The organism is Streptomyces sp. Root431 (assembly GCF_001426585.1).
Classification (GTDB): domain Bacteria; phylum Actinomycetota; class Actinomycetes; order Streptomycetales; family Streptomycetaceae; genus Streptomyces; species Streptomyces stackebrandtii.
The window spans coordinates 13,927-40,668 of record NZ_LMEI01000007.1 but is presented as its reverse complement, the minus strand read 5'-3'; the positions used below and the strand labels follow the sequence as shown (position 1 = coordinate 40,668).

Sequence of the window (26,742 nt, the reverse complement as noted above, 5' to 3'; positions counted from 1 at the left end):
CGCATGACGGGCCGGACCCCTCGGGGGTCCGGCCTTTGCCTTGCATGCACATGCAATGATGCGGCCTGACGTTGCGTCATCAGGGGGGATGGGCACAGTGCTGGGACCGCTGCGTGAGGGCACGCCACCACAGATCGGACCGTACGAGGTGCTGGCCCGGCTCGGCGCCGGCGGCATGGGCGAGGTCTTCCTGGGCCGGGGAGCGGCCGACGGGGTCTACGTCGCCGTGAAGACGGTGCGGCGGGACGTCGCCGGCGATCCGGCCTTCCGGGACCGCTTCCGGCGCGAGATCCGGGTCGCCTCGCTCGTCTCCAGCCCGTACGCCGCCGCGCCCGTCGGCGGCGACGCCGACGCCGAGGTGCCCTGGCTGGCCACCGCGTACGTCCCCGGGCCCAGCCTCTCCCAGGCCGTGCGGCGCGGCGGCGCGCTGCCCGTCGCCACCGTGCGCGCCGTCGGCGCCGGGATCGCCCGCGCCCTCGCCGACCTGCACGCGGCCGGGGTCCTGCACCGGGACCTCAAGCCGGGGAACGTCATGCTCTCCGTCGACGGGCCCCGCCTCATCGACTTCGGCATCGCCCGCAGCAACGCCGCCACCACCATGACCGCGACGGGGGTGATGGTCGGCACCCCGGCCTTCATGTCGCCCGAGCACGTGGCCGGGGCCCGGCGGGTGACGGCCGCCTCCGACGTCTTCTGCCTCGGCTCGCTCCTCTGCTACGCGGCGACCGGCGAGGACCCCTTCGGCGACGGGCCGCTCGCCGCCGTCCTCTACCGCGTCTCGCAGGCCGAGGCCGACCTGAGCCGCGTGCCGGAGGAGCTGCGCGCGACCGTCGCCGCCTGCCTGGCCGCGGACCCGGCCGACCGGCCCACGCCGGAGCGGCTCGCGGAGCTGCTCGGCGCGGACGCGGGGAGTCGCTTCCCCTGGCCGGAGGGCGTACGGGACCACATCAGCGAGTACGGGACGGAGCTCGCCCAGCTCGTCGCCTCGGGCGGGCCGCTCCTGGAGGTCGCGGCCCCGCCCGATCCCCGGGGGCCCGTGGTGACGTCCGGGGTGCCCGGGCTGCACTCCGTACCGACGCAGGGACCGCTGTCCGCGCCCGCCGCCGCGCCCGCGCGTCGGGGGCGGCGGGGGCGGATCCTCGCCGCCGCTCTCGCGCTCGTGGTCGTGGCCGGGGGCCTCGGCACGTATCTGCTGTGGCCGGAGAGCGAGGCGAAGCAGCGGAAGGCCCCCGCGAAGGCCGCCCCGCCCGCCGCTCCCCGTATCCCTGGCGTGGACGACCGGGGACTCGCCGACGCCTCCGGGGTCGTCCCGCAGAACACCGCCCAGCGGCCGGCCGGCTGGAAGCCGTGGAAGGCGAAGCTGGGCTCGCCGGCGTTCGGCTGCTCGGCCAACGAGAAGGTGCTGGTCTGCCGGACGACGGACGGGCGGTACGAGGCGCTGGATCCGGCGAGCGGGAAGAAGCTGTGGGGCGTCGAGCGCGCCGAGAACTCCCCGCCCGAGACCTATGTGACCGGCAAGGGGTTCCCCCACGCGGCCGGTGGCGCCACCCGCCCCACCGTCCACGAGGGCAGCGTGGTCCTCGTCGCCGCGCAGTCCCTCCAGGTGCGCGACGCGCGCACCGGAGCCGTGCGCTGGGAGAAGCCCGCGCAGGGGCCGCAGGGCTTCTTCGAGACGCGGCCCGTCGTCGGCGACGGGATCGTCTTCGTCGCCACGGAGGTCAGGGAGGACAACTCCTGGGTCAGGGCCGCCCTGACGGCGTTCTCCCTGGCCGACGGGAAGCAGCTCTGGTCGAAGGAGCTCACCAACGGGCAGATCTCCCTGGCCGAACGCATGCCGTACGAGCCGCTCGCCTACTCCCGGGGGGTCGTCTACGCCCTCAGCCAGGGCGGGCTCGTCGCGTACGACGCCAGGAAGGGCACCCAGCTCGGGCAGGTCGACCAGGACGCCAACTCCTGCCAGAAGATCAAGGTGCTCGGCGCGGCGGCGTACTGCGCGGGCGTCGGGAGCGGCAGGGACTCCGCCCTGCACCTGCTCGACGCGCGCACCCTCGCCTCGAAGGGGTCGCTGCCCGGCCCGCTCGGCAGGACCGCCCCCGCGGCGGTCGGCCCTCGGGCCGTCCTGGCCTGGGACAAGGGTCTGAAGATCCTCGACCCGCGCACCGGCGGGACGCGCGCCTCCTTCCCCGCCTCGGCGGCCCCGGCCGGCCTGGCCCAGAGCTGGTCCTCGCCGCTGCTCGTCGGCGACCGGGTCGTGTACGCCGACTACTCCTCGCTCTACACCGTGCGGCTCGCCGCCGACGGCACGCCCGGCGGACTCAAGGTCACGGCGGTGCCGGGGGCCCCGGGGGCGCGCGCCGAGGAGGAGGACTACGACCCGAACTGGGGCGAGTTCCCCTCCCTGCAGATCCGGGGGCCGGAGGTCCTGCCGGTGGGCGGGATCGCGTACGTCGTCTTCGACAAGGGCGCGGTGGCGTCGGTCGAACTCCCCAAGTGACCCCGCCGATCTGATCCCGCTCGCGTGATCCCGTTCAAGTGACGTCCTGAAAGGACCTGTTCGGTGCTGGAAGCTCTCCCCTCGGGGCAGCCCCCGCGGCTCGTCGGGCCGTACCGGCTGCTGGCCCGGATCGGTGCGGGCGGCATGGGCGAGGTGCATCTCGCCTGCCGGGCCGACGAGCCGACGGCCGATCCGTACCGGATGGTCGCCGTGAAGACCGTGCGCGAGGACCTGGAGGTCGACGGGGACTTCCGGACCCGCTTCCGGCGGGAGATCGCGGCGGCGCGGACCGTGGACGGGCCGGGCGTGGCGCGGCTCGTGGACGCCGACGCCGACGCGCCCTCGCCGTGGCTGGCGACGGAGTACGTGCCGGGGCCCTCGCTCGCCGAGGCCGTCGTCCGGTCGGGGGCGCTGCCCGTCGCGGCCGTACGGGCCCTCGGGACCGCGCTCGCCACGGCCCTGGCGGAGGTGCACCGGGTGGAGGTCCTGCACCGGGACCTCAAGCCCGCGAACGTGCTGCTCGGCGCGGCCGGGCCGAAGCTGATCGACTTCGGCATCGCCCAGGCCTTCGAGGCGACGGCGCTGACCTCGACGGGGCTCGTGATCGGCTCCCCGGGGTTCATGTCGCCCGAGCACCTGGTGGGGAGCCGGGCGGTGGTGCCCGCATCGGACGTCTTCTGTCTGGGCGCGGTGCTCGCCTTCGCGGCCAGCGGCCAAGGTCCGTTCCAGGACGACGAGATGGCCGCGGTGATCTATCGGATCACCCGGGCGGACGCCGAACTGTCGGGGGTACCGGAGGAGTTGCGGCCGATGGTGGAGCGCTGCCTGCGGCTCGACCCGGCGGCGCGGCCCACGGCCGTGGAGCTGGTGGAGCTGCTCGGCGGCGGGGCCGCTCCCGAGGTCTTCCCTTGGCCCGGTGGGGTGTTGTCGCTGCTCGCCACGTACGGGGAGGCCGCGCGTGACATCGGGGAGGCCGCGTCCTCGGGCGCGGGCGTGGCGGACCTGCCGACGCTCGGGCCCGTCGTGCCGTACTCCCCCACCGCCATGACGGACCGGCCCGTGACGCCGGCCGCTCCCGTGGCGCCGCGCCGGCGGCCGTGGGGCGCGGTCGTCGCGGGGGCGGTGGCCGTGGCAGTGCTCGCGACGGTCGGGGTGGTGCTGCTCAACCGGAACGACGGGGACGGCGGTTCCGCCGGCGGGGTCGCGGGGGCGCCCACCACGTCCGGCACGCCCAGCGCGTCGGGGAACCCGGCTCCGGCGGCGCTGAGCCAGGTCGTGCTGCCGTACGGCGGCGCGGGCCACACCAACGACTTCGGCAAGGCCGGCACGGACCGCGCGTACCGCCCGGCCGAATGGTCGCCGTGGACCACCGAGGTGGAGCCCGGCGCGGGCACCTGCGCGCTCTCCCCCAAGGTCCTCGTCTGCCCCGGGTCCGGCGGCGCGGTCACCGGGCTGAACGCGGCGGACGGCAAGCAGAGGTGGAAGGTGCTGGGCCGGGGCGAGGGGGTGCGCAGCGGAGCCCAGTATCCGGCGGTGATCGGCGACACCGCGTACGTCACGGGGCCGGACGGGGTCGTCGCGTACGGGGTCCTGGACGGAAAGGTGCGGAGCCGGATCCCGGCGCCCGGGCCGGACTGGGCCGTGAAGGGCACCGACCTGCTCGACGGGGTCCTCTACTCCACGTACGTCAACATGCGCGACGAGCGGACGGGGCTCGTGACCGCCGTCCGCCTCGGCGACGGCAAGACGCTGTGGCAGACGCCCCTCGACGCCCTGCCGGAGGAGCCGGTCTCGGCGGCCGGGCGGGTGTTCGTCCCGCTCGGCAACGTGCCGGTCGCCCTGGACGCCCGTACCGGCAAGGTGACGGCGCGGGGCACGGAGGCCTGCGGCGGCTTCACCGTCCACGAGAAGAGCGGCAGCGTGCTGTGCTCGGGCCGCCAGGACGGCACCGTCGGCGTCCTCGACCCCGCGACGCTCGCGCTGCGCCGCACGCTCGGCAGCCAGGTCTCGGCCGGGCCCGCGGTGAGCGCTGACGGACTCGTCGCCGTCATCGACGCGGGCGACAAGGTCGTCACGTACGACCTGGAGAGCGGCGACGAGCGGTGGCGGGCGTGGGCGGACTTCGGGCAGCGCGTCTATCTCGCGGGCGATCGGGTCGTGGTCGCGGGCACGGAGACGGTCGTCTCCTATCCGGCCTCCGGTCCTACCGACGACAACGACAGGGAGGACTACCGACCCAACATGCCCGACGGCTTCACGCCGCAGGCCGCCGGAGACGCGCTGGCCGCCGGAGGGGCGGTGTTCCTCGCCCTCCCCGACGGCCTCGTCGTCTCCGGGTATCTGCCCTGACCGGGGCAGGGGCGGTCAGCCGTCCGCGCGGCGGTACTTGCGGACCGACAGCGTGCGGAAGATGACGACGATCAGGACCGAGTAGATCAGCGACGCCCAGATCGGGTTCGTCATCGGCCAGGCGTCGGACGGGGACAGACCCGGGTCGCCGAAGAGCTTGCGGCAGGCCTGGACGGTGGCGCTGAAGGGGTTCCACTCGGCGATCGGCTGGAGCCAGGACGGCATCTGGCTGGAGTCCACGAACGCGTTCGAGATGAACGTGACCGGGAAGAGCCAGATCAGGCCGCCGGACGTCGCCGCCTCCGGGGTGCGGACCGAGAGGCCGATGAGGGCGCCGATCCACGTGAACGCGTAACCGAGGAGCAGGAGCAGGGCGAAGCCGGCCATGACCTTGCCGAAGTTGGTCGGCGCCGCGTAGCCCGGGCGCCAGCCGATGAGCAGCGCGACGATCGCGAGGACCAGGAGCGTCAGCGCGGTCTGGACGAGGTCCGCGAGGGTACGACCGGTGAGGACCGCGCCGCGCGCCATCGGCAGGGAGCGGAAGCGGTCGATGAGGCCCTTGTGCATGTCGTCCGCGATGCCCGCGCCCGCGCCGGCCGTGGCGAAGGTGACGGTCTGCGCGAAGATGCCCGCCATCAGGAAGTTCTTGTAGACGTCCGGATCGGTGCTGCCGCCGATGCTCATGGAGCCGCCGAAGACGTACGTGAAGAGGATCACGAACATCACCGGCTGGATCAGCCCGAAGAGGATCATCTCGGGGATCCGGGTCATGCGGATGAGGTTGCGGCGGGCGATGACCAGGGAGTCGTTCACGGTGCTCACTTGGCCGCCTCCTTCGCCACGTCACGGTCGCGGCCGCGGCCGCCGGGGTCGTCCTTGGGGGTCGACTCGCCGTTCTCCTCCTCCGTCAGCGCGGCCGCGTGGCCGGTCAGGGAGATGAAGACGTCGTCGAGGGTGGGGCGCCGCAGGCCGATGTCGTCGATCTCGACGCCGACGGCGTCCAGGTCGCGGATGACCTCGGCGAGGATCTTGGCACCGCCGGAGACGGGGACGGTGAGCATGCGCGTGTGGTCCTCGACGGACACCTCGGCCTGGCCGCGGCCCGCGATGCCGTAGCGGGCGAGGACGTCGCGGGCGCCCGCGATCATCTCCGGTTCGTGGACGACGACCTCGACGCGCTCGCCGCCCGTCTGGGCCTTGAGCTGGTCGGACGTGCCGCGCGCGATGACCTTGCCCTGGTCGACGACGCAGATGTCGTGGGCGAGGTGGTCGGCCTCCTCCAGGTACTGGGTGGTGAGGAGCAGCGTCGTACCGCCCGCGACGAGTTCCTTGATGACCTCCCACAGCGCCTGCCGGTTTCGGGGGTCGAGGCCCGTCGTCGGCTCGTCCATGAACATGACCGGCGGGGAGACGACGAGAGCGGCCGCGAGGTCGAGGCGCCGGCGCATGCCGCCGGAGTACGTCTTGGCGGTGCGGTCGGCGGCGTCCGCGAGCCGGAACCGTTCGAGCAGCTCGTCGGCCCGTACCTTCGCCGCCTTCGCCTTCATCTGGTAGAGCTGCCCGACCATCTGGAGGTTCTCGCGGCCGGTGAGGTACTCGTCGACCGCGGCGAACTGGCCGGACAGGCCGATCGAGCGGCGGACCTGTTCGGGATGCTTGAGGACGTCGATCCCGGCGACGACGGCCCTGCCACTGTCGGGCTGGAGGAGCGTCGTCAGGACGCGCACGGTGGTGGTCTTCCCCGCGCCGTTCGGGCCGAGGAGGCCCAGGACGGTGCCCTCCGGTACGTCGAGGTCGACGCCGTCCAGAGCTCGTACGTCACCGAAGGTCTTCACCAGACCCTCGGCGTAGATCGCGCCTGGCATGTGGGTTCTCCCAGGGAGATTCGGGCGTTTCCTACCGATCCTAGGTTTGCCGGGCGGCCCCTGCCCAGTGAATTTGTGACTTGCGCCACATGATCTTGGGGGGCGCGGCGCCCGCGGGATCGGGGTCCGACAGGCCCTACGCCCCCGCCAGGCGCTTGCGCAGGTCGACGGACCTGCCCTGGTCGCCGAGGCGTTCCATCCAGCGGAGCGCCTTCCCCCAGCAGGCCTCGGCCTCGGTCCGGCGCTCCAGGTCGGCGAAGGCGTCCCCGAGCCCCATGAGCGAGACGGCCTCGCTGTGCTGGTCCCCGCCGAGCCGCTGGAGGGCGAGCGCCCGCCGGTACGCCTCGACCGCCTCCGCCGCCCGGTCCGCCGTGCGCAGCACGTCGCCCCGCACCCGCAGGCCGATGGCGAGGCTGACGAGGTCCCGCGTCGCCCGCTGGATCGCCTCGGCCCGGTCGAGCACGTCGAGCGCCTCGTCGTGGCGGCCCAGGTGGGACAGCGCGTCCGCCATGTTGTTCAGGGTGGCGCAGCTCTCCGGTTCCCGCACGAGGGACTTCCGGTAGTGGTGGAGCGCGGACTCGTGGTCGCCGAGATCGGTGAAGCACGTGCCGATGTTGTTGAAGACGGCGGAGAGCTCGGCGTCCCGGCCCGGCATCCCCTCGTGGATGCGCAGCGCCCGGCGGAAGTAGCCGATCGCCTCGGCGGGGCGGCCCGTGTTGAGCACCTGGTTCCCGAGGCCGTTCAGCATCCACGCCTCGGCCCGCTCGTCCCCGGTGGCCCTGGCCGCCGCGAGGCCGACGGTGTGCGTGGTGAGCCAGTCGTCGTTGCGGCCGAGCCTCAGGTACGCCCAGAGGGAGGCGGCGAGGCTCCAGGCCTGCGCGTGCAGGCCTGCATCGTGGGCCAGGCTCACCGCGGCGACCAGCACCTCCCGCTCCCGCTCGTACCAGCCGTACGCCTCGTCGTAGTCGGCGAAGGGGCCGCGCAGTCGCGCACCGGCGTCCAGGGGTACGCGGCGGGCGGCGGGTGCCAGGCGGGCGGTGGCCGCGTCGGCGCCGTGCAGGCACCACAGGACGAAGCGCTCGACGGCCAGCGCGCGCTCCTCCTCGCTGTCCGATTCCTCGGCCAGCTCCACGGCGAGCGCCTGGAGCAGGCAGTGGAACTGGTAGCGGCCCGGCGCGGGGGACTCCAGGAGGTGGGCGTCGACGAGCGCCTCCAGCCAGTCCTCGACGGACTTCTCGTCGCAGTCGAGGACGGCCGCGGCGACGGCGGTGCCGAAGGCCGCGCTCGGCATCAGGCCGAGCAGCCTGAACGCCCGCGCGGGGCCTGTGTGCCCCGGGGACCCCGTGTGCCCCGGGGACCCCTGGGCCGCCTGCGACTCCTGTGACTCCTGCGACTCCTGCGACTCCTGCGACTCCTGGAGGAGGAGCTCGTAACTCATCTGGAGCGCCGTGCGGACGTGCAGGTCGTCGGCGTAGAGCTCCCGCAGGACCCGGCCGTGGCTGGTCAGCCGGTGGGCCAGGTCCTGCACCGACCAGGCGGGGCGCGCCGCGAGACGGGACCCGGCGAGGCGCAGCGCCAGCGGCATCCCGCCGCAGGCGCGCAGGACCTCCGCCGTGGCGGCCGGCCGGGCCGCGACCCGGTCCTCGCCGGCGATCGACGCGAGGAGCCGGCGGGCCGCGTCGTCGGGCAGGGCGCCGAGGTCGATCCGTACGCCCGGGAAGCTGACCAGTCTGCGGCGGCTGGTCACCAGGACGGCGCTGCCCGCCGAGCCCGGCAGCAGGGGCCGTATCTGGGCCGCGTCGCCCGCGTCGTCCAGGAGGATCAGCATCCGCCGGCCGGCGATCAGGCTGCGGAACTGTGCGCTGCGGGCCTGGAGCCCGCACGGCACCTCCTCCGGCGCCACGCCGAGCGTGCGGAGCAGCAGGCCGAGCGCGCTCTCGGGAGACATGGGCATCGTCGTCATGCCGCCCAGGTCGAGGAAGATCTGGCCGTCGGGGAAGCGCTCGCGGATCTCGTGCGCCGCCCGCACCATCAGCGTCGTCTTGCCCATGCCGCCGCTGCCCGAGACGCGGTGGACGAGGACCGTCGCCCCGTCGGGGCGGTCTGCCTCGGCCAGCTCTCCGACGATGCGGTCCAGCTCCTGCTCCCTGCCGGTGAAGTCGGCAGGTGAGGAGGGGAGTTGGTGCGGGGTGGGGTGGGGTTCGGCGGATGGGTCCGCGGCGATGGGGTGGGGGATCGAGAGGTCGGTGGTCGGGGCGTTCGTGGCGGGTGCGGGCGTGGTCTGCGGTTCCGCGGCCGGTTGCGCGGTGAGCGACGGGTCGAGCGTCAGGATGCGGCGGTGCAGTTCCACGAGCCCCGGCTCCGGGTCGACGCCCAGCTCCCGGCGGATCGTCCGGCGGGCGGTGTCGTACGCGAGGAGGGCGTCGGCCGGCCGGCCGCTGCGGTGGAGGGCCAGCATCAGCTGGCCGACGAATGTCTCGCGCAGCGGGTGGGCCGCGACCAGTTCGGCGAGCTCGGCGGCGATGCCCTGGTGTCTGCCCAGGTGCAGGTCGGCCTCGTAGCCCCACTCCAGCACCTGGAGCCTGGCCTCCTCCATGCGCCTCACGAACGGTTCCCGTTCGGTGTCGGGCAGGGGTACGTCGGAGAGCGGCGCGCCACGCCACAGGGCGAGCGCCGAGCACGTCAACGCCTCGACCTCCGCCCAGTCCTCGGCCAGGCGCGCCGTCCGCGCCCGGCAGACGTACCGGTCGAAGAGGGTGACGTCCAGTTCGTCGTCGAGGACCCGCAGCCGGAAGCCGGCCGGGGTGACCTGGATGCGGTCGCCGCTCTCGTCCAGATCGCGCCGGAGGCGGGCGACGTGGTTGTGGAGCGAGGCACGCGCGGTGGCCGGAACGGACTCCCCCCAGATCGCGGTCTTCACGGTGTCCCAGGACACCGGCGAACCGCCCCGCAGCAGCAGCACGGCCAGCAGGGCACGCGCCTTCGGCGTCCCGATCTGCCGGGGCGTGCCCCCGGCGTCCTCCACGACGAACGAACCCAGCAGCCCGAAACGCACGGCGAACCATCCCCCCAAGGCCGTCCACCAGCCGCCAGGGTGGTGATCCGACGAACGCATCGTAGGCACGGGCACGGTGATTCGTGAGGGGGTTTCCGCATGGTGGGCGAGTCGTCGTCCCAGGGACGCGGGAGGGCCCGGGACGACCGCTACCGGTCACCACCGGCCGCCCCCGTTGGCGCTCCGTTGGTGGACCGTTGGCCCCGCGGGCGAGGCTGTGGCTCCTGGCGAGAAGGACGACTGATCGGGGGATCGGGGATGGCTGCGAACGGTGGCCGGGGATGCGCGGGATGCGAGGCCGCGCCCTGGGCGGAGCTGACGGCCGAGATGCGGCGGATCAAGTGCGCCATGGAGCTCAGCTACGGCAAGCTCGCGCAGCGCACGCACTACAGCCGCTCCTCGTGGGAACGGTTCCTGAACCAGAAGCAGTTGCCGACCCGGATCGCCGTGGAGCAGTTCGCGGCGGCCGCCGGGCAGGACCCCCGGCCGCTGCTGATTCGCCTGGAGCACTCGCTCGCGCACGAGTCCGCCGCGCGCGCGACGACCGGGGCTCCTGCTCCAGTCCCGGGGCGTCACGGGGACGGTCGTCACGTCGCCGTCCGGCATGTGGCCGTCCGCCAGGGCGGCGTCCGTCCCGCCGGTGTCCGGCCCCTCGGCCTGGTCGTGGCGGGTGCCCTGCTCGGCGGCCTGGCGGCCGAGCTCACCCGGGCCGCCCGGCTCCACCGCCCGGGCTGACGGGACGACGCGGAACGGCGTACGCGTAAGGGGATACGGGGTACGTGTACGGCGGGGAGGTGCGGGGGTACGCGTACGGGGGTACGCGTACGGGGGTACGCGTACGGGGGTACGCGTACGGGGCGCGGGCGCGCCCGTCAGCCGAGGACCGTGTAGCCCGCGTCCCGCAGCGCCTCCTCGACCTCCCGGCAGTGCTCCGGGCCCTTCGTCTCCAGGTGCAGCTCGACCTCCGCCTCCGTGAGGCCCAGGCGCGGGTCCGTCCGCACGTGGCTGACGTCGAGGACGTTCGCGTCGACCACCGTGAGGACCGCGAGCAGGGTCGCGAGCGCCCCCGGCCGGTCCGTCACCCGCAGCCGCAGGCTCAGATAGCGGCCCCCGGCGGCCATGCCGTGCCGCAGGATCCGCTGGAGGAGCAGCGGATCGACGTTCCCGCCGGACAGGATCGCCACGACGGGCCCCTGGAAGGCCGTCGGGTCGGCGAGGAGGGCCGCCACCGGGCTCGCGCCGGCCGGTTCGACGAGCAGTTTGGCCCGCTCCAGGCAGAGCAGCAGCGCCGAGGACAGCTGGTCCTCGGAGACGGTGCGGACCTCGTCCACGTACTCCTGGATCAGGGAGAACGGCACGTCGCCCGGCCGCCCCACCTTGATCCCGTCCGCCATCGTCACCGGCGACTCGATCACCACCGGATGCCCGGCGGCCAGCGAGGGCGGATAGGCCGCCGCGCCCTCCGCCTGCACGCCGATCACCTTCACGTCCGGGCGCAGCGACTTCACCGCGAGCCCCACCCCGGCCGCCAGACCGCCGCCGCCGATGCCCACGAGGATCGTCCGGACCTCCGGGCACTGCTCCAGGATCTCCAGGCCGACCGTGCCCTGCCCCGCGATGATGTCGGGGTGGTCGAAGGGGTGGATGAAGACCGCGCCCGTCTCCCGGGCGTACTCCTCCGCCGCCGCCAGCGTCTCGTCGACGACGTGGCCGTGCATCCGGACCTCCGCGCCGTACTCCCGGGTCGCCGCGACCTTCGGCAGCGGGGCGCCGACGGGCATGAAGACCGTCGCGTGCACGCCGAGCAGCTTCGAGGCGAGCGCGACGCCCTGCGCGTGGTTGCCCGCCGAGGCGGCGACGACCCCGGCGGCCCGCTCCTCGGGGCGCAGCCCGGCGATCCGCACGTACGCCCCGCGCAGCTTGAACGAACCGGTCCGCTGGAGGTTCTCGCACTTGAGCTGGACCGGCGCCCCCACCAGCGACGACAGGTGGCGGCTGCCCTCCATCGCGGTCACGCGGGCCACCCCGGACAGCATCTTCTGCGCCCCGCGCACGTCGTCCAGCATGAGGTGGTGCAAGGGGTCTCGCGTACGGAAGCTCATGACAGCAAGTCTCGCAGCTCACCGCCCTCGTGGCCGCTCGGCGGGCAGGCGCCGGATCCGGTTTGCGCAGCCCCGGTACGGACCCCGTTTCGTACGCGTACTCTGTCCCCCACCAACCGACCACCCCGCACGAGAGAGACCCACAGCCATGCCCACATCTCAGGACATGACGACTGAGCTCGACCCCGGTCTCCTCGACGCCCTCCAGCACCAGGTGGCCGTCTTCGCCCGCCGGGCCGAGCAGACCCGCCTGGGCGGCACGGGGCAGCTCCGCAACTCCATGGACCGCGCCGCCTACCTGCTCCTCAACCGGCTGGACCAGGAAGGGCCGATGGGCGTCAAGGCGCTCGCGGCGGGCATGGGGATCGACTCGTCCACGGTCACCCGGCAGGTCGCCCCGCTCGTCGACACCGGCCTGGTCAAGCGGACCTCGCACCCGGAGGACGGGCGCGCGGTCGTGCTCCAGCTGTCGCCGCGCGGCCTCGCCCGCCTGGAGGAGGTCCGCTCCTCGCGCCGCCAGCTGATGGTGGAGGTCACGGACGGCTGGACGCAGGCCGAGCGCGAATCCTTCTGCACCCTGCTCACCCGCTTCAACACCGCCCTGTCCGCACGGCAGTCGGCGCACGTCGGGCACCCGGGGACCGGCTCCGGGACTTCGTCGACGGAGTCCGCGCCGACCTCTTGACCCCGGCCCCTCGCTGCCCTCCTATGAGGGGGTGCGAGAGCATCGGAGCGGACCTGACGGCGAACAGGCCCGCCGCACCCGGGAGTTCGAGGATTTCGTGGCCGGGGCGGCAGGGCGGCTGCTCCATGCCGCGACCCTGCTCACCGCCGAGTCCCGTACCGACAACCCCCATGCCAGGGCCCTGCTGACCGCCGCGCTCGCCCATACGTACGCGGTGTGGGCGCGGCTGCGCGACGAGGACCCGTACGACCTCGCGCGCCGCGATCTCGCCGCCCGCTTCGCCCGCACCGCCTGGCGGCACCACGGCGGACGGGGGCCGCTGGCCGCGCTCACCCCGCAGGAACGGCTCGTCGTCGTCCTGCGGCTGTACGAAGGCGTGGCCGAGGAGCAGGTCGCGGCCGTGCTCGGGCTCTCCGAGGCCCGCGTCCGCGCCGTCTGCGCCCGCTCGGTCGCCACGCTCCGGGCCGCGGCGCGGGAGGCGCGGCGGGAGGGTGCGCGCGTGCCCCGGCACGAGGACGCCGCGTGAGCCGGCACGAGGACAAGGAGGCGGCGGTCCGGCGGATGCTCGACACCCCGCACCCGCCGGTCCCCGCCGACCTCGCCGTACGGGCCGTGGAGAGCGGATCGCGACGGGTCCGCCGGGACCGGACGGCCCGCCGGGTGCTGTGGGGGCTGTGCCTCGTCGCCGTGATCGTCTTCACGGTGTGGGCTTCGGCGACCCGGCCCTGGGAGGTCCCGCCGGAGACGACGCCACCGCTCGAAGGCTGGTGACGACGCGCCTGCCCCCCGGCCTGGGCCTAGCCTGGAGGAGGGGTCGACGGGAGGTCGTCATGGCCAGGAAAGCTACCGACTGCCGGGACACCCCGAGCGTCTCGGGCTGCTCGCTCTACATCTCGGGCGAGGAGGACGAGGTCGTCCGGGCGGCCGCCGAGCACATGGTCTCCGTGCACGAGCACACGGACTCGCCAGAGCTCCGCGAGCAGGTCCGGGCCGAGCTGAAGGAAGCGCTGCCGGGGACCTGACCGCGCCGGAGGGCCCGGGCCGCCCCTGGGGGTGCCCGAGCCCTCCGTACCGCCGGCCGGTCCGCCGACCGGCGGCGCCGACCGGCCCCGCCGACTAGCCCAGGGCCTGGCGGAGGTCCGCGAGCAGGTCCTCGACGTTCTCGATGCCCACGGAGACGCGGACCAGGTCGGCCGGGACCTCCAGGGCGGAGCCCGCGACGCTCGCGTGCGTCATGCGGCCCGGGTGCTCGATGAGGGACTCGACGCCGCCCAGCGACTCACCGAGGGTGAAGAGCTGCGCGCGGTTGCAGACCTCGACCGCCGCCTCCTCGCCGCCCTGCACGCGGAAGGAGATCATGCCGCCGAAGGAGCGCATCTGCTTGGCCGCGATCTCGTGGCCCGGGTGCTCCGGCAGGCCCGGGTAGAGGACCTGGGTGACCTTCGGGTGCTGGGTCAGCATCTCGACGATCTTCGTGGCGTTCTCGCTGTGGCGGTCCATGCGCACCGCGAGCGTCTTGATGCCGCGCAGCACGATCCACGAGTCGAAGGGCCCGGCGACCGCGCCCATCGCGTTCTGGTGGTAGGCGAGCTCCTCGCCGAGCGCCGCGTCGGCCGTGACGAGGGCGCCGCCGACGACGTCCGAGTGCCCGCCCATGTACTTGGTGAGCGAGTGCACGACGACGTCCGCGCCGAGCGCCAGCGGCTGCTGGAGGTACGGCGAGGCGAAGGTGTTGTCGACGACGAGCTTCACGCCGGCCTGGCGGGCGACGCCGGCGACGGCCTCGATGTCGGTGATGCCGAGGAGCGGGTTCGAGGGGGTCTCGACCCAGATCAGCTTCGTACGGTCGTTGACGGCCTCCCGCACCGAGGCGATGTCGGAGGTGTTCGCCACCGAGAAGTCCACGCCCCAGCGCTCCACGACCTTCGCGAAGAGCCGGAAGGTGCCGCCGTAGGCGTCGTTCGGGATGACCACGTGGTCGCCGGGCGCGAGGAGCGTGCGCAGGAGGCAGTCCTCGGCGGCGAGCCCGGAGGCGAAGGCGAGACCGCGCCGGCCGCCCTCCAGGGCCGCCAGGTTCTCCTCCAGGGCGGTACGGGTCGGGTTCGCGCTGCGGCTGTACTCGTAACCGCCGCGCAGCCCGCCCACGCCGTCCTGCTTGTAGGTGGACACCTGGTAGATGGGCGGGACGACCGCGCCGGTCAGCGGGTCGGCGGTGTTGCCCGCGTGGATCGCGCGGGTCTCGAAGCTCTGGTGAGAGTGCTGGTCGCTCATGGGTCAGGAGCGTAGTGCCGCACGCCCCCCGCCGCCTCGATCGTCTCACCGGGTGTCCTGGACAATGGACGCATGGAGATTCTCTTGTTCCTGATCGCGATGGTGCTGCTGTTCGGCGTGCTCAGCCGCTTCGTGCTGGCCCGCCGGGGCGGCGGCGGAATCCGTCAGGTCTCGCCGGGCGCACCCGACGCGGCGGACCCGGAGGCGTACGGCTTCATGCGCCAGGAGGAGCAGGACGTACGGCTGCCGGGGGCCGACGACGACCTCCTCCACGTCCTCGACGTCGTCCAGGCCACCCAGGACTGGCGGGCGGCCTCGCGGCTCCTCGCCGACACCGGCAAGGACGGCGAGGTGCGCTGGCAGCGCGTCCAGGCCTTCGCGGGCGCCGCCTCCCTGGAGCTCCAGGAACGGCCGGGCGCCGGCGGGGCGTGGCTGCGGGCCTGGCGGGCGGACGCTCCGAAGGACGCGGGCGGCGCGGCCGTGCACGCCGAGTTCCTGGTGCAGCAGGCGTGGCGCTCCTCCGCGGCCGGGAGCGACGACTTCCGGATCATCCTGGAGGAGGCGCGGAAGGTCGCCGACGAGGCGGCGCTGCTCGCGCCCGGGGACCCCGTCCCGTACATCACGCAGCTGGCCGTGGCGCGCGGCCTCGGCTACGGCCACGAGCAGTTCGACCAGGTGTGGGCGAAGGTCATCGACCGGGCTCCGCAGCACATGGGGGCGCACCTGGCGGCCCTGCACTACTGGTGCGAGAAGTGGCACGGTTCGCGCGAGGAGGCCGACCACTTCGCGACGACGGCCGCGGCGCGCGCCCCGCACGGTTCGCTGCTCGCGGCGCTTCCGCTGTTCGCGGTGTACGAGCACGTGCCGGACGTGGTGCTGGTGCAGGACTTCTTCCGTACGGCCGTGGTGAGCAAGGCGACGGAGGGCGCGCTGTACGCGGTCCACTCGGCCCGGCCCGACGACCCGATGCTCGCGCACGTCCGGCACCTGCTCGTCTGGTTCCTGGTGCGCGGCGAGCGCTGGGCGGAGGCCATGCACCAGCTGGTGCACGTCGACGGGCACGTGGGTGCGGTGCCGTGGACGCTGAGCGGGGACCCGGCGGCGGAGTACACGGTCTTCCGGAACCTGGCGGTGGCGGGGTACGAGGCGAACGGCGGCAGCCCGGTGACGCTGCCGCGCTGAGGCCCGCGTCTTTCGGCGGTCGATTGCCGGGGAGGGCCAGAGGGGGCCGGGGGGCCGGGGGGAATCCCTCCCGGCCCTCCCTTGTTGTGCGTAGCGCCGACCGTCGAGGAGAGATGCAGCATGTTCCTGTCCCGCACCCCCGTCCTCCCCACCCCCGAGCAGGCCCTGCGCGGGCGCCCGGAGCCGGAGTTCTCCGTCCCGGAGCGCCACACGGTCCTCGGCAACCCGCTCCTCGGCCCCTACCCGGAGGGGCTGGAGGTCGCCGACTTCGCCCTGGGCTGCTTCTGGGGCGCCGAGCGCAAGTTCTGGCAGACCGAGGGCGTCTGGACGACGCTCGTCGGCTACCAGGGCGGCATCACGCCGAACCCGGTGTACGAGGAGGTCTGCTCGGGCCTGACCGGCCACACCGAGGCCGTCCGGGTCGTCTTCGACCCGTCGAAGGTGTCGTACGAGTCCCTCCTGAAGCTCTTCTGGGAGTCCCACGACCCGACCCAGGGCTTCCGCCAGGGCAACGACGTGGGCACCCAGTACCGCTCGGCGGTCTACACCCACTCCCCCGCCCAGGCCACCCAGGCCGAGGCCTCCCGCGCGGCCTACCAGAAGGTCCTCGCGGGCTCCGGCTACGGCGAGATCACCACCCACGTCCTGCCGGCGGACGAGGAGCGTCCGTTCTATCCGGCCGAGGGATACCACCAGCAGTATCTGGACAAGAATCCGGCGGGCTACTGCGGCATCGGTGGTACGGGCGTCTCCTGCCCGATCGGCGTCGCCGAGGCGCCGGGGGCCTGATCCCGGCCGACGCCCCCGCCGCGACGGACGCCTCCTGCGGGGGCTTCCGGACCGGCGGGGGCGTCGGGGTCGGCAGGGGCTTCGGGGTCGGCGGGGCTTCGGAACCGGCAGGGCTTCGGGTCGGCGCGGCTTCGGAACCGGCAGGGGCTTCGGGGTCGGCGCGGCTTCGGAACCGGCAGGGGCGCCGGCTGTTCCGGGGCTCCAGGAACCTCAATCGGGCCGGATTCCGGCGGTGTTACGCTGGCGCCATGCAGTTCTGCCACTCTCAGGCCCGTTACATGAGGCTGCGCCGCGCCTAGCGGCGGGCCCCTCTTCTCGCGCTTTCGCGCTTTGTTCAGGCCCTCCGCTTCCGGGTCCCGCCGGTGCGGCTCTTCGTGCTGCTCCGGCTCCGAACGGTTTCGCGGAGCAGACTCATGCCTTTTTCCCCGTTTTCCCCGCAGGGCGGCCGACACGAGCTCGGTCAGAACTTCCTCGTCGACCGGTCCGTGATCGACGAGATCGACGGTCTGGTGGCCCGCACCAAGGGTCCGATACTGGAGATCGGTCCGGGTGACGGAGCCCTGACCCTCCCCTTGAGCCGGCACGGCAGGCCGGTCACCGCCGTCGAGCTCGACGGGCGGCGGGCGCAGCGCCTCGGTGTCCGTACCCCCGGTCATGTGACCGTGGTCCACCACGACTTCCTGCGCTTCCCGCTGCCGCGCCACCCGCACGTGGTCGTCGGCAACGTCCCCTTCCACCTCACGACCGCGATCATGCGGCGGCTGCTCGACGCCCAGCACTGGCACACCGCCGTCCTCCTCGTCCAGTGGGAGGTCGCCCGCCGCAGGGCCGGCGTCGGCGGGTCGACCATGCTGACGGCCTCCTGGGCGCCCTGGTACGAGTTCGACCTGCACTCCCGCGTCCCCGCGCGTGCCTTCCGTCCCATGCCGGGGGTGGACGGCGGGATCCTGGTCATCCGGCGGCGGTCCGCGCCGCTCGTGGGCCAGGTGAAGACGTACCAGGACTTCGTGCGCCAGGTGTTCACCGGCAAGGGGAACGGGCTGAAGGAGATCCTGCGGCGCACCGGGCGGATCTCGCAGCGCGAGCTCGCGGCGTGGCTGTGGAACAACGACATCTCGCCGCACGCGCTGCCCAAGGATCTCAAGCCCGGCCAGTGGGCCTCGCTGTGGGAGCTGGCGGGCGGTACGGCCGGCGGGGCCATCGACGGTGTCGACGGCGCGGTCGTCGGCGCGGCCGGAGCGCCCGGGGTGTTCCGGGCCGGGGCCGGTCATCCGGGAGGCCGGGTGTCCGGGAACCGCCGGGGTGTGCCGCAGGCGCGGCGCGGGCGTGGGCGCGCCGTGCGCAGCTCCACCGGGTCGGAGCCGGGGCGGGGCCGGGGGCGCCCGGAGGGCTCCTGACCTGCCCCCCCAGGGTGGGGGGCGTGGGGCTGTGGGTCCGCGCGGGCCTCTTACCTGCCCGTTTACCTGCCCGTGCGGCGGCCGTACGACGAGCCTCGCGCGCCCTGGCGGCCCTTCGTCTGCCGGACCTGGCCGCGGGGAGCGTAGGGGTCGCCGCCGCGCTGGGGGCCGAGCCTGCGTCCCCCGGGCGTCGCGGGCTCGTGGTCCCGGCCGGAGCCCTGGGCGGGCGTGCGCGGGCTGGTCCCGCCCGGCGCGTGCCCGGACCGGGAGGCCTCGAAGAGGGCCACCCACTGGGTGAGGTTCAGGTCCTTCGGCAGTCCGCCGTCCGGAATTCCGTGGCGGTCGGCGAGGGAGCGGTACGTCTGCCGCGGGATGTGGCGCCGGAGGATCTCGGCGAGGCCCCGGCCGGGGCCGGTGAAAACGGCTTCGGCGAAGTTCTGGAAGGCGCGGCACGCGCTCTCCGGCAGCAGGGGCCGGGGGCGTCGCCTGATCGTCAGGATGCCGCCGTCGACGCGGGGCATCGGACGGAACGACGCGGCTCGGACGCGGTCGTGGACCTCGAACTCGTACCAGGGCGCCCAGGAGGTGGTGAGCAGCGATCCGCCGCTGCGGCCGGCGCGTTTGCGGGCGACCTCCCACTGCACGATCAGCGCCGCCGACTGCCAGTCGGTGGATTCCAGGAGACTCCGGAGGATCTGGGTGGTGATACCGAAGGGAACGTTTCCGACCACGGTGTCGATCTCACGCGGAAATCGAAAGTCGAGGAAATCCCCCTGGAATACGGTGACCCTTTCCCCTTCGAACTTCCTCCGCACGTGCTCGGCCCAGTGCGGGTCCATCTCCACGGCCGTCACGGTGTCGAAGGAGCGCACCAACTCCTCGGTGATCGCGCCCTTTCCGGGGCCGATCTCGAGAACGTGCCTTCCGTCTCCTTCGGCCAGTCGGACGAGATTGCGCACGGCTCTGTCGTCCTGGAGGAAATTCTGCCCCAATTCGCGGCGGAGGACGTCTCGATCCGCTCGTCTCGGTGCGGAGTCGCGCACGGCCATGAACGATCCCCTCCCTGGCTTCCGTGATCAATGGACTTGGCACGGACCATACCTCACGGGTCACCGCGCGGCCGGGGAGCGAGTTGACAGAGTGACGGACCGTCACGAGGGCTTCTGGATGGGCCTGACGGGGGCTCGCGAGGGGTGGGGCGGAGGGGGCGGGAGAGGACGTCGGGAAGTCGTCGATCCCCAAGTGAGGTGTGGAGACGTGACATTGGGGGCGCTCGGGGAGTCGTTGGCTGGCGTCCCCGTCAACGGTCCTCTCTGCTAGCCGGGTTGAGCCCGCCTCCGGCAGGCCTCCACTTCCTAATCGGCCGGAATATGTCAGGTCGGGGGGTGGAAACAAGCCAATCCATCAAGATCGGCCGTTGCTCTCTCTTTACCTGGCGCAGATTTCCCGACCATTGGTATAGAGCGGGAGTCGACGCAACACCATGGGCTCCGCACAGGTGGCGATCAGGCCCTCCCGGACGTCCCGACAAGGGGGGTCCCGCGCGCCGCCGGACATCCCTGGCCTGGGGTCCACGCCAGGTATAGGGGGAACCTAGGGGGAGCATAGGGGGGGTGCCCTGGGGTTGGGTGAAAGGGCGGCTTCCGGAAACGGAGCCGGATGTCTTCAGCCGGAATTACCAGGACCGGTGCGAGAACACCGGTGACAGGGCGTGGGGCGGCAGCGTGGTACATGGGGGAAGTGCGGGTCCGACGGGGGTTTCCCCGGCCGGACCCGATCGTGCGGAGCACTCCTTCTCTCGTGCTTCCCACCGGTGGTGTGCGCGCCGAATTGATTCGTGGAGAGATGTCGACAGTGTCCAAGAGTGAGTCCGAGGAATTCGTGTCCGTGTCGAACGACGCAGGTTCCGCGCACGGCACAGCGGAACCCGTCGCCGTCGTCGGCATCTCCTGCCGGGTGCCCGGCGCCCGGGACCCGAGAGAGTTCTGGGAGCTCCTGACCGCCGGCGGTCAGGCCGTCACCGACGTCCCCGCGGACCGCTGGAACGCGGCCGACCTCTTCGACCCGGACCGCTCCGCCCCCGGCCGGATGAACACCCGCTGGGGCGGCTTCATCGAGGACGTCGACCGCTTCGACGCCGCGTTCTTCGGCATCTCGCCCCGCGAGGCCGCGGAGATGGACCCGCAGCAGCGGCTCGCCCTGGAGCTGGGCTGGGAGGCCCTGGAACGCGCCGGGATCGACCCGTCCTCGCTCACCGGTACCCGTACCGGCGTCTTCGCGGGCGCCATCTGGGACGACTACGCGACCCTCAAGCACCGCCAGGGCGCCGCCGCCATCACCCCGCACACCGTCACCGGACTCCACCGGGGCGTCATCGCCAACCGGCTCTCCTACACGCTCGGGCTCCGCGGCCCGAGCCTCGTCGTCGACTCCGGCCAGTCCTCGTCGCTCGTCGCCGTCCACCTGGCGTGCGAGAGCCTGCGACGCGGCGAGTCCGAGCTCGCGCTCGCCGGCGGCGTCTCGCTCAACCTGGTGCCGGACAGCACCATCGGGGCCGGCAAGTTCGGCGGTCTCTCCCCCGACGGCCGCGCCTACACCTTCGACGCGCGCGCGAACGGCTACGTACGCGGCGAGGGCGGCGGCTTCGTCGTCCTGAAGCGGCTCTCCCGGGCGATCGCCGACGGCGACCCGGTGCTCGCCGTGATCCGGGGCAGCGCCGTCAACAACGGCGGTGCCGTCCAGGGCATGACGACCCCCGACGCCGCCGCGCAGGAGGCCGTGCTCCGCGAGGCCCACGCGCAGGCCGGGACCGCGCCGTCCGACGTGCGGTACGTCGAGCTGCACGGCACGGGCACCCCCGTGGGCGACCCGATCGAGGCCGCCGCGCTCGGCGCCGCCCTCGGCACCGGCCGCCCGGCCGGACAGCCGCTCCTGGTCGGCTCGGTCAAGACGAACATCGGGCACCTGGAGGGCGCGGCCGGCATCGCCGGCTTCATCAAGGCCGTCCTGGCGCTCCGTGGCCGCGCGCTGCCCGCCAGCCTGAACTACGAGACCCCGAACCCGGCGATCCCGTTCGAGGAACTGAACCTCAAGGTGAACACGGCGTACCTGCCGTGGGAGCCGGAGCATGACGGGCAGCGGATGGTCGTCGGCGTGTCGTCGTTCGGCATGGGCGGGACGAACGCGCACGTGGTGCTTGAGGAGGCTCCGGTCGCCTCCGACGCCGGCTCCGACGCCGGCTCCGACTCGGACGCCGGCTCCGGCTCCGGCTCCGGCTCCGGCTCCGGCTCCGGCTCCGGCTCCGAGGGCACCCTGGCCGTCGGGCCTTCGGCCGGCGGTGTCGTGCCGTGGGTGGTGTCGGCGAAGACCGCGGGCGCGCTCGATGCGCAGCTCGGGCTGCTCGCCGCGTTCGCCGACGCTCGTACGGATGCCGATGCGGGCGCCGTCGCGCGCGTACTCGTCGGCGGGCGTGCCCGGTTCGAGCACCGGGCCGTCGCGATCGGCGCCGGACGGGACGACCTCGCTGCGGCGCTGGCCGCTCCTGAGGGTCTGGTCCGGGGCGTCGCCTCCGGCGTCGGCCGGGTGGCGTTCGTGTTCCCGGGCCAGGGCACACAGTGGGCCGGGATGGGCGCCGAACTTCTTTATTCTTCCCAGGAGTTCGCCGCGGCGATGGCCGAGTGTGAGGCCGCGCTCTCCCCGTACGTGGACTGGTCGCTTGAGGCCGTCGTCCGGCAGGCGCCGGGTGCTCCTTCGCTGGAGCGGGTCGATGTCGTTCAGCCCGTCACCTTCGCGGTGATGGTGTCGCTGGCTCGGGTCTGGCAGCACTACGGCGTGACGCCGCAGGCCGTCATCGGGCACTCGCAGGGCGAGATCGCCGCCGCATACGTCGCCGGGGCNGGTGTCGCTGGCTCGGGTCTGGCAGCACTACGGCGTGACGCCGCAGGCCGTCATCGGGCACTCGCAGGGCGAGATCGCCGCCGCATACGTCGCCGGGGCGCTGACTCTGGACGACGCCGCTCGGGTCGTGGCCCTGCGCAGCCAGTCGATCGCCGCGCACCTCGCCGGCAAGGGCGGCATGCTCTCGCTCGCCCTGAGCGAGGCCGCTGTCCTCGAACGGCTCGTGGACTTCGACGGGTTGTCGGTGGCCGCCGTAAACGGGCCGACCGCCACCGTTGTCTCCGGCGACCCCGTACAGATCCAGGAACTCGCCCGCGCCTGCAAGGCCGACGGGTTCCGCGCGCGGATCATCCCCGTCGACTACGCCTCCCACAGCGCTCAGGTCGAGATCATCGAGGCCGAGCTCGCCAAGGTCCTCTCCGGGCTGACCCCGCAGGTGCCGCAGGTGCCGTTCTTCTCGACGCTCGAAGGCACCTGGATCACCGAGGCCGCTCTCGACGGCACCTACTGGTACCGCAACCTCCGCCACCGCGTCGGCTTCGCCCCCGCCGTCGAGACCCTCGCCACCGACGAAGGCTTCACCCACTTCATCGAGATCAGCGCCCACCCCGTCCTCACCATGGCCCTCCCCGAGACCGTCACCGGACTCGGCACCCTCCGCCGCCAGGAGGGCGGCCAGGACCGGCTCATCACCTCGCTCGCCGAAGCATGGACCAACGGCCTCGCGGTCGACTGGAGCCCGCTCCTCCCCGCGACGGCCGGCCATGCCGACCTCTCCGACCTCCCCACGTACGCCTTCCAGACCGAGCGCCACTGGCTCGGCGAGATCGAGGCGCTCGCCCCCGCGGCCGAGCTGCCGGTCCAGCCCGCCGTGCTGCGCACGGAGGCCGCCGAGCTCGCGAAGCTCGACCGGGACGAGCAGCTGCGCGTGATCCTGGACAAGGTCCGGGCGCAGACGGCCCAGATCCTCGGGTACGCGTCGGGCGCTCGGATCGACGTCGACCGGACCTTCCGTGAGGCCGGCTGTACCTCGCTGACCGGTGTGGACCTGCGCAACCGGATCAACGCGGCCTTCGGCGTGCGCATGGCGCCGTCCATGATCTTCGACTTCCCGACCCCCGAGGCGCTGGCGGAGCAGCTGCTCGTCGTCCTGCACGGCGAGGCCCTGGGGCAGCGGGCCGGTGGCGCGGAGTCGCTCCCAGCGGACAACGGTGTCGCCGACGAGCCGGTGGCGATCGTCGGCATGGCGTGCCGCCTGCCCGGCGGCGTCGCCTCGCCCGAGGACCTGTGGCGGCTCGTCGCGGGCGGCGGGGACGCCATCTCCGGCTTCCCCGAGGACCGCGGCTGGGACGTCGAGGGGCTGTACCACCCGGACCCCGAGCACCCCGGGACGTCGTACGTCCGGCAGGGCGGGTTCATCGAGAACGTCGCAGGCTTCGACGCGGCGTTCTTCGGCATCTCGCCCCGCGAGGCCCTCGCCATGGACCCGCAGCAGCGCCTCCTCCTCGAAACCTCCTGGGAGGCCGTCGAGGACGCCGGGATCGACCCGACATCGCTGCGGGGACAGCAGGTCGGCGTCTTCACCGGGGCGATGACCCACGAGTACGGGCCGAGCCTGCGGGACGGCGGGGAGGGCCTCGACGGCTACCTGCTCACCGGCAACACGGCCAGCGTGATGTCGGGCCGCGTCTCGTACACGCTCGGCCTTGAGGGCCCCGCCCTCACCGTCGACACGGCGTGCTCGTCGTCGCTGGTCGCGCTCCACCTCGCCGTGCAGGCCCTGCGCAAGGGCGAGGTCGACATGGCCCTCGCCGGCGGTGTGGCCGTGATGCCGACGCCGGGGATGTTCGTCGAGTTCAGCCGGCAGCGCGGTCTCGCCGGGGACGGCCGGTCGAAGGCGTTCGCCGCGTCGGCGGACGGCACCAGCTGGGCCGAGGGCGTCGGCGTCCTCCTCGTCGAGCGCCTGTCGGACGCGCGCCGCAAGGGCCACCAGGTCCTCGCGGTCGTCCGCGGCAGCGCGGTCAACCAGGACGGCGCCAGCAACGGCCTCACGGCCCCGAACGGCCCGTCCCAGCAGCGCGTCATCCAGCGCGCGCTGGCCGACGCCCGGCTCACGACGGCCGACGTGGACGTCGTCGAAGCGCACGGCACGGGCACGCGCCTCGGCGACCCCATCGAGGCGCAGGCCCTCATCGCCACCTACGGCCGGGGCCGGGACGCCGAACAGCCCCTACGGCTCGGCTCGTTGAAGTCCAACATCGGACACACGCAGGCCGCCGCCGGCGTCTCCGGTGTGATCAAGATGGTCCAGGCGATGCGCCACGGCGTGCTCCCGAAGACCCTGCACGTGGACGAGCCCTCGGACCAGGTCGACTGGTCGGCGGGCGCGGTCGAGCTGCTCACCGAGGCCATGGAGTGGCCGGAGAAGGGTGACGGCGGTCTGCGCCGCGCGGCGGTCTCGTCGTTCGGCATCAGCGGTACGAACGCTCACGTCGTCCTCGAAGAGGCCCCGGCCTCCGCCCCCGAGGCGGCGCAGGCCGTCGAGTCCCCGGCCGGTGTCGTGCCGTGGCTCGTGTCGGCGAAGTCCCCGGCCGCGCTCGACGCGCAGATCGGGCGGCTCGCGTCGTACGCGGACGGTCGTACGGACCTCGATGCGGGTGCCGTCGCACGCGTACTGGCCGGTGGACGTGCCGCGTTCGAGCACCGCGCGGTGGCTCTCGGTGCCGATCAGGACGCCCTGATACAGGCTTTGGCCGCTCCGGAGGAGCTGATACGCGGCACGGCGTCCGACCTCGGTCGCGTGGCGTTCGTGTTCCCCGGCCAGGGCACGCAGTGGGCCGGGATGGGCGCCGAACTTCTTGATTCTTCCCAGGAGTTCGCCGCGGCGATGGCCGAGTGTGAGGCCGCGCTCGCCCCGTACGTCGACTGGTCGCTTGAGGCCGTCGTCCGGCAGGCGCCGGGTGCGCCCTCGCTGGAGCGGGTCGATGTCGTCCAGCCCGTGACCTTCGCCGTCATGGTGTCGCTGGCTCGGGTCTGGCAGCACTACGGTGTGACACCGCAGGCCGTCATCGGCCACTCGCAGGGCGAGATCGCCGCCGCATACGTCGCCGGGGCGCTGACTCTGGACGACGCCGCTCGGGTCGTGGCCCTGCGCAGCCAGTCCATCGCCGCGCACCTCGCCGGCAAGGGCGGCATGCTCTCCCTCGCCCTGAGCGAGGACGCTGTCCTCGAACGGCTCGTGGACTTCGACGGGTTGTCGGTAGCCGCCGTGAACGGGCCCACCGCCACCGTCGTCTCCGGCGACCCCGTCCAGATCGAAGAACTCGCCCGCGCCTGCAAGGCCGACGGCGAACGCGCACGGATCATCCCCGTCGACTACGCCTCCCACAGCGCCCACGTCGAGATCATCGAGGCCGAGCTCGCCGAATTCCTCGCCGGGCTGAACCCGCAAGCACCCCGCGTGCCGTTCTACTCGACGCTCGAAGGCACCTGGATCACCGAGGCCGCTCTCGACGGCGCCTACTGGTACCGCAACCTCCGTCACCGCGTCGGCTTCGCGCCGGCCGTCGAGACCCCCGACGAAGGCTTCACCCACTTCATCGAAGTCAGCGCCCACCCCGTCCTCACCATGGCCCTCCCCGAGACCGTCACCGGACTCGGCACCCTCCGCCGCCAGGAGGGCGGCCAGGACCGCCTGGTCACCTCGCTCGCCGAGGCGTGGGCCAGTGGCCTGCCCGTGGACTGGACGCCGCTGCTTCCCGCTGCGGCCGGGCGGCCCGGCCTTCCCACGTACGCCTTCCAGGCCGAGCGCTACTGGCTCCAGAACACTCCCCCCACCACGACCGCCGACGACTGGCGCTACCGCGTCGACTGGAAGCGTCTGACGGGCACCGAGCAGGCCGGGCAGAACGCGCTGTCCGGGCGCTGGCTCGCCGTCACTCCCGAGGACCGCTCCTCGGAGGCGGCCGCCGTGCTCGCCGCGCTGACCGAGGCCGGTGCCACGGTGGAGGTGCTGACGGCCGGTGCGGACGACGACCGTGAGGCGCTCGCCGCGCGGATCGCCGGGATCACGGACGGCGACGCGTTCGCCGGTGTGGTCTCCCTGCTCGACGCGCTCGTCCCGCAGGTCGCCTGGGTGCAGGCGCTCGGGGACGCCGCCGTCACCGCGCCGCTGTGGTCCATCACGCGGAACGCCGTCTCCACCGGGCGCGACGACACGCCCGCCGACCCCGACCAGGCCATGCTCTGGGGCCTCGGCCGCGTCGTCGCCCTCGAACACCCCGAGCGCTGGGCCGGTCTCCTCGACCTGCCCACCGAGCTCGACCCGTCGACCCTCGGCCACCTCGTGACCGTCCTCGCCGGCAGCACCGGCGAGGACCAAATCGCCATACGCACCACCGGACTCCACGCCCGCCGCCTCGCCCGCGCCCCGCTCCACGGACGCCGACCCGCACGCGACTGGCAACCCCACGGAACCGTCCTCATCACCGGCGGCACCGGAGCCCTCGGCACCCACGCAGCCNCGTCGACCCTCGGCCACCTCGTGACCGTCCTCGCCGGCAGCACCGGCGAGGACCAAATCGCCATACGCACCACCGGACTCCACGCCCGCCGCCTCGCCCGCTCCCCGCTCCACGGACGCCGACCCGCACGCGA

The 26,742-nt window shown here is 73.4% G+C and carries 15 protein-coding genes and 2 pseudogenes; 11 read left to right on the top strand and 6 right to left on the bottom strand.

Annotated elements, in window-relative coordinates; all coding sequences use genetic code 11:
- The first annotated feature begins 88 nt into the window (after window positions 1–88).
- Window positions 89–2,494 (top strand): protein kinase, encoded by a 2,406-nt coding sequence (locus ASC82_RS07440; protein WP_079039138.1) that lies wholly within the window; start codon window positions 89–91, stop codon window positions 2,492–2,494.
- 63 nt (window positions 2,495–2,557) lie between these two features.
- Window positions 2,558–4,843 (top strand): serine/threonine-protein kinase, encoded by a 2,286-nt coding sequence (locus ASC82_RS31350; RefSeq protein ID WP_056643491.1) that lies wholly within the window; start codon window positions 2,558–2,560, stop codon window positions 4,841–4,843.
- Window positions 4,844–4,858: 15 nt separating this feature from the next.
- Here ASC82_RS31350 and ASC82_RS07430 read toward each other — a convergent pair whose 3' ends face one another.
- The 3 genes from ASC82_RS07430 to ASC82_RS07420 form a co-directional block, all read right to left on the bottom strand.
- Window positions 4,859–5,665, bottom strand: a complete 807-nt coding sequence (locus tag ASC82_RS07430) for an ABC transporter permease (RefSeq protein ID WP_056643489.1) — start codon at window positions 5,663–5,665, stop codon at window positions 4,859–4,861.
- Window positions 5,662–6,708: an ATP-binding cassette domain-containing protein gene (locus ASC82_RS07425; RefSeq protein ID WP_056643488.1), complete on the bottom strand. Its 1,047-nt coding sequence runs from the start codon at window positions 6,706–6,708 to the stop codon at window positions 5,662–5,664. Before ASC82_RS07425 ends, ASC82_RS07430 begins: the two co-directional genes overlap by 4 nt.
- A gap of 136 nt (window positions 6,709–6,844) precedes the next feature.
- Entirely contained in the window at window positions 6,845–9,763 is a 2,919-nt protein-coding gene (locus ASC82_RS07420) for a BTAD domain-containing putative transcriptional regulator (RefSeq protein WP_056643487.1), read from the bottom strand.
- A 258-nt stretch (window positions 9,764–10,021) separates the two neighbouring features.
- Between ASC82_RS07420 and ASC82_RS07415 the strand changes: the two genes are divergently transcribed.
- Window positions 10,022–10,498: a helix-turn-helix domain-containing protein gene (locus ASC82_RS07415; protein WP_056643485.1), complete on the top strand. Its 477-nt coding sequence runs from the start codon at window positions 10,022–10,024 to the stop codon at window positions 10,496–10,498.
- A 137-nt stretch (window positions 10,499–10,635) separates the two neighbouring features.
- Here ASC82_RS07415 and ilvA read toward each other — a convergent pair whose 3' ends face one another.
- On the bottom strand, window positions 10,636–11,865 hold the full coding sequence (gene ilvA / locus ASC82_RS07410) for a threonine ammonia-lyase (protein WP_056643483.1): 1,230 nt from the start codon (window positions 11,863–11,865) through the stop codon (window positions 10,636–10,638).
- 148 nt (window positions 11,866–12,013) lie between these two features.
- Between ilvA and ASC82_RS07405 the strand changes: the two genes are divergently transcribed.
- From ASC82_RS07405 to ASC82_RS07390, 4 genes are read left to right on the top strand one after another with little or no spacing between them, the layout of a single operon-like run.
- Entirely contained in the window at window positions 12,014–12,550 is a 537-nt protein-coding gene (locus ASC82_RS07405) for a MarR family transcriptional regulator (protein ID WP_024759499.1), read from the top strand.
- 31 nt (window positions 12,551–12,581) lie between these two features.
- On the top strand, window positions 12,582–13,076 hold the full coding sequence (locus ASC82_RS07400) for a sigma factor-like helix-turn-helix DNA-binding protein (RefSeq protein ID WP_056643481.1): 495 nt from the start codon (window positions 12,582–12,584) through the stop codon (window positions 13,074–13,076).
- Window positions 13,073–13,321 carry a hypothetical protein gene (locus tag ASC82_RS07395; RefSeq protein ID WP_079039135.1) on the top strand — a complete coding sequence of 83 codons (249 nt, stop codon included), beginning with the start codon at window positions 13,073–13,075 and terminating at the stop codon, window positions 13,319–13,321. Before ASC82_RS07400 ends, ASC82_RS07395 begins: the two co-directional genes overlap by 4 nt.
- A 59-nt stretch (window positions 13,322–13,380) precedes the next feature.
- The gene (locus ASC82_RS07390; RefSeq protein WP_056644791.1) at window positions 13,381–13,572 is read left to right on the top strand and encodes a DUF1059 domain-containing protein; all 192 of its coding nucleotides are present in this window, start codon (window positions 13,381–13,383) and stop codon (window positions 13,570–13,572) included.
- 94 nt (window positions 13,573–13,666) lie between these two features.
- Here the strand turns inward: ASC82_RS07390 and ASC82_RS07385 are convergent, their stop codons facing one another.
- Window positions 13,667–14,821 carry a cystathionine gamma-synthase gene (locus ASC82_RS07385; protein ID WP_056643479.1) on the bottom strand — a complete coding sequence of 385 codons (1,155 nt, stop codon included), beginning with the start codon at window positions 14,819–14,821 and terminating at the stop codon, window positions 13,667–13,669.
- A 72-nt stretch (window positions 14,822–14,893) separates the two neighbouring features.
- Here ASC82_RS07385 and ASC82_RS07380 point away from each other — a divergent pair, with 72 nt between their 5' ends.
- The 3 genes and pseudogenes from ASC82_RS07380 to erm (ASC82_RS07370) all read left to right on the top strand — a co-directional run.
- Window positions 14,894–16,003, top strand: coding sequence for a hypothetical protein (locus ASC82_RS07380; RefSeq protein ID WP_056643477.1), 1,110 nt, complete (start codon window positions 14,894–14,896; stop codon window positions 16,001–16,003).
- Between the two features lie 120 nt (window positions 16,004–16,123).
- Window positions 16,124–16,792: a peptide-methionine (S)-S-oxide reductase MsrA gene (gene msrA, locus ASC82_RS07375; RefSeq protein ID WP_056643473.1), complete on the top strand. Its 669-nt coding sequence runs from the start codon at window positions 16,124–16,126 to the stop codon at window positions 16,790–16,792.
- Window positions 16,793–17,205: 413 nt separating this feature from the next.
- Window positions 17,206–17,958 (top strand): annotated as a pseudogene (gene erm, locus ASC82_RS07370) (23S ribosomal RNA methyltransferase Erm); the annotation flags it as partial.
- A 293-nt stretch (window positions 17,959–18,251) separates the two neighbouring features.
- Here the strand turns inward: erm (ASC82_RS07370) and erm (ASC82_RS07365) are convergent.
- Entirely contained in the window at window positions 18,252–19,238 is a 987-nt protein-coding gene (gene erm / locus ASC82_RS07365; protein WP_079039133.1) for a 23S ribosomal RNA methyltransferase Erm, read from the bottom strand.
- 3,026 nt (window positions 19,239–22,264) lie between these two features.
- On the opposite strand from erm (ASC82_RS07365), the pseudogene ASC82_RS30580 reads away from it, so the two are divergent.
- Window positions 22,265–26,608, top strand: a pseudogene (locus tag ASC82_RS30580) (acyltransferase domain-containing protein); the annotation flags it as partial.
- Window positions 26,609–26,742: the final 134 nt, after the last annotated feature.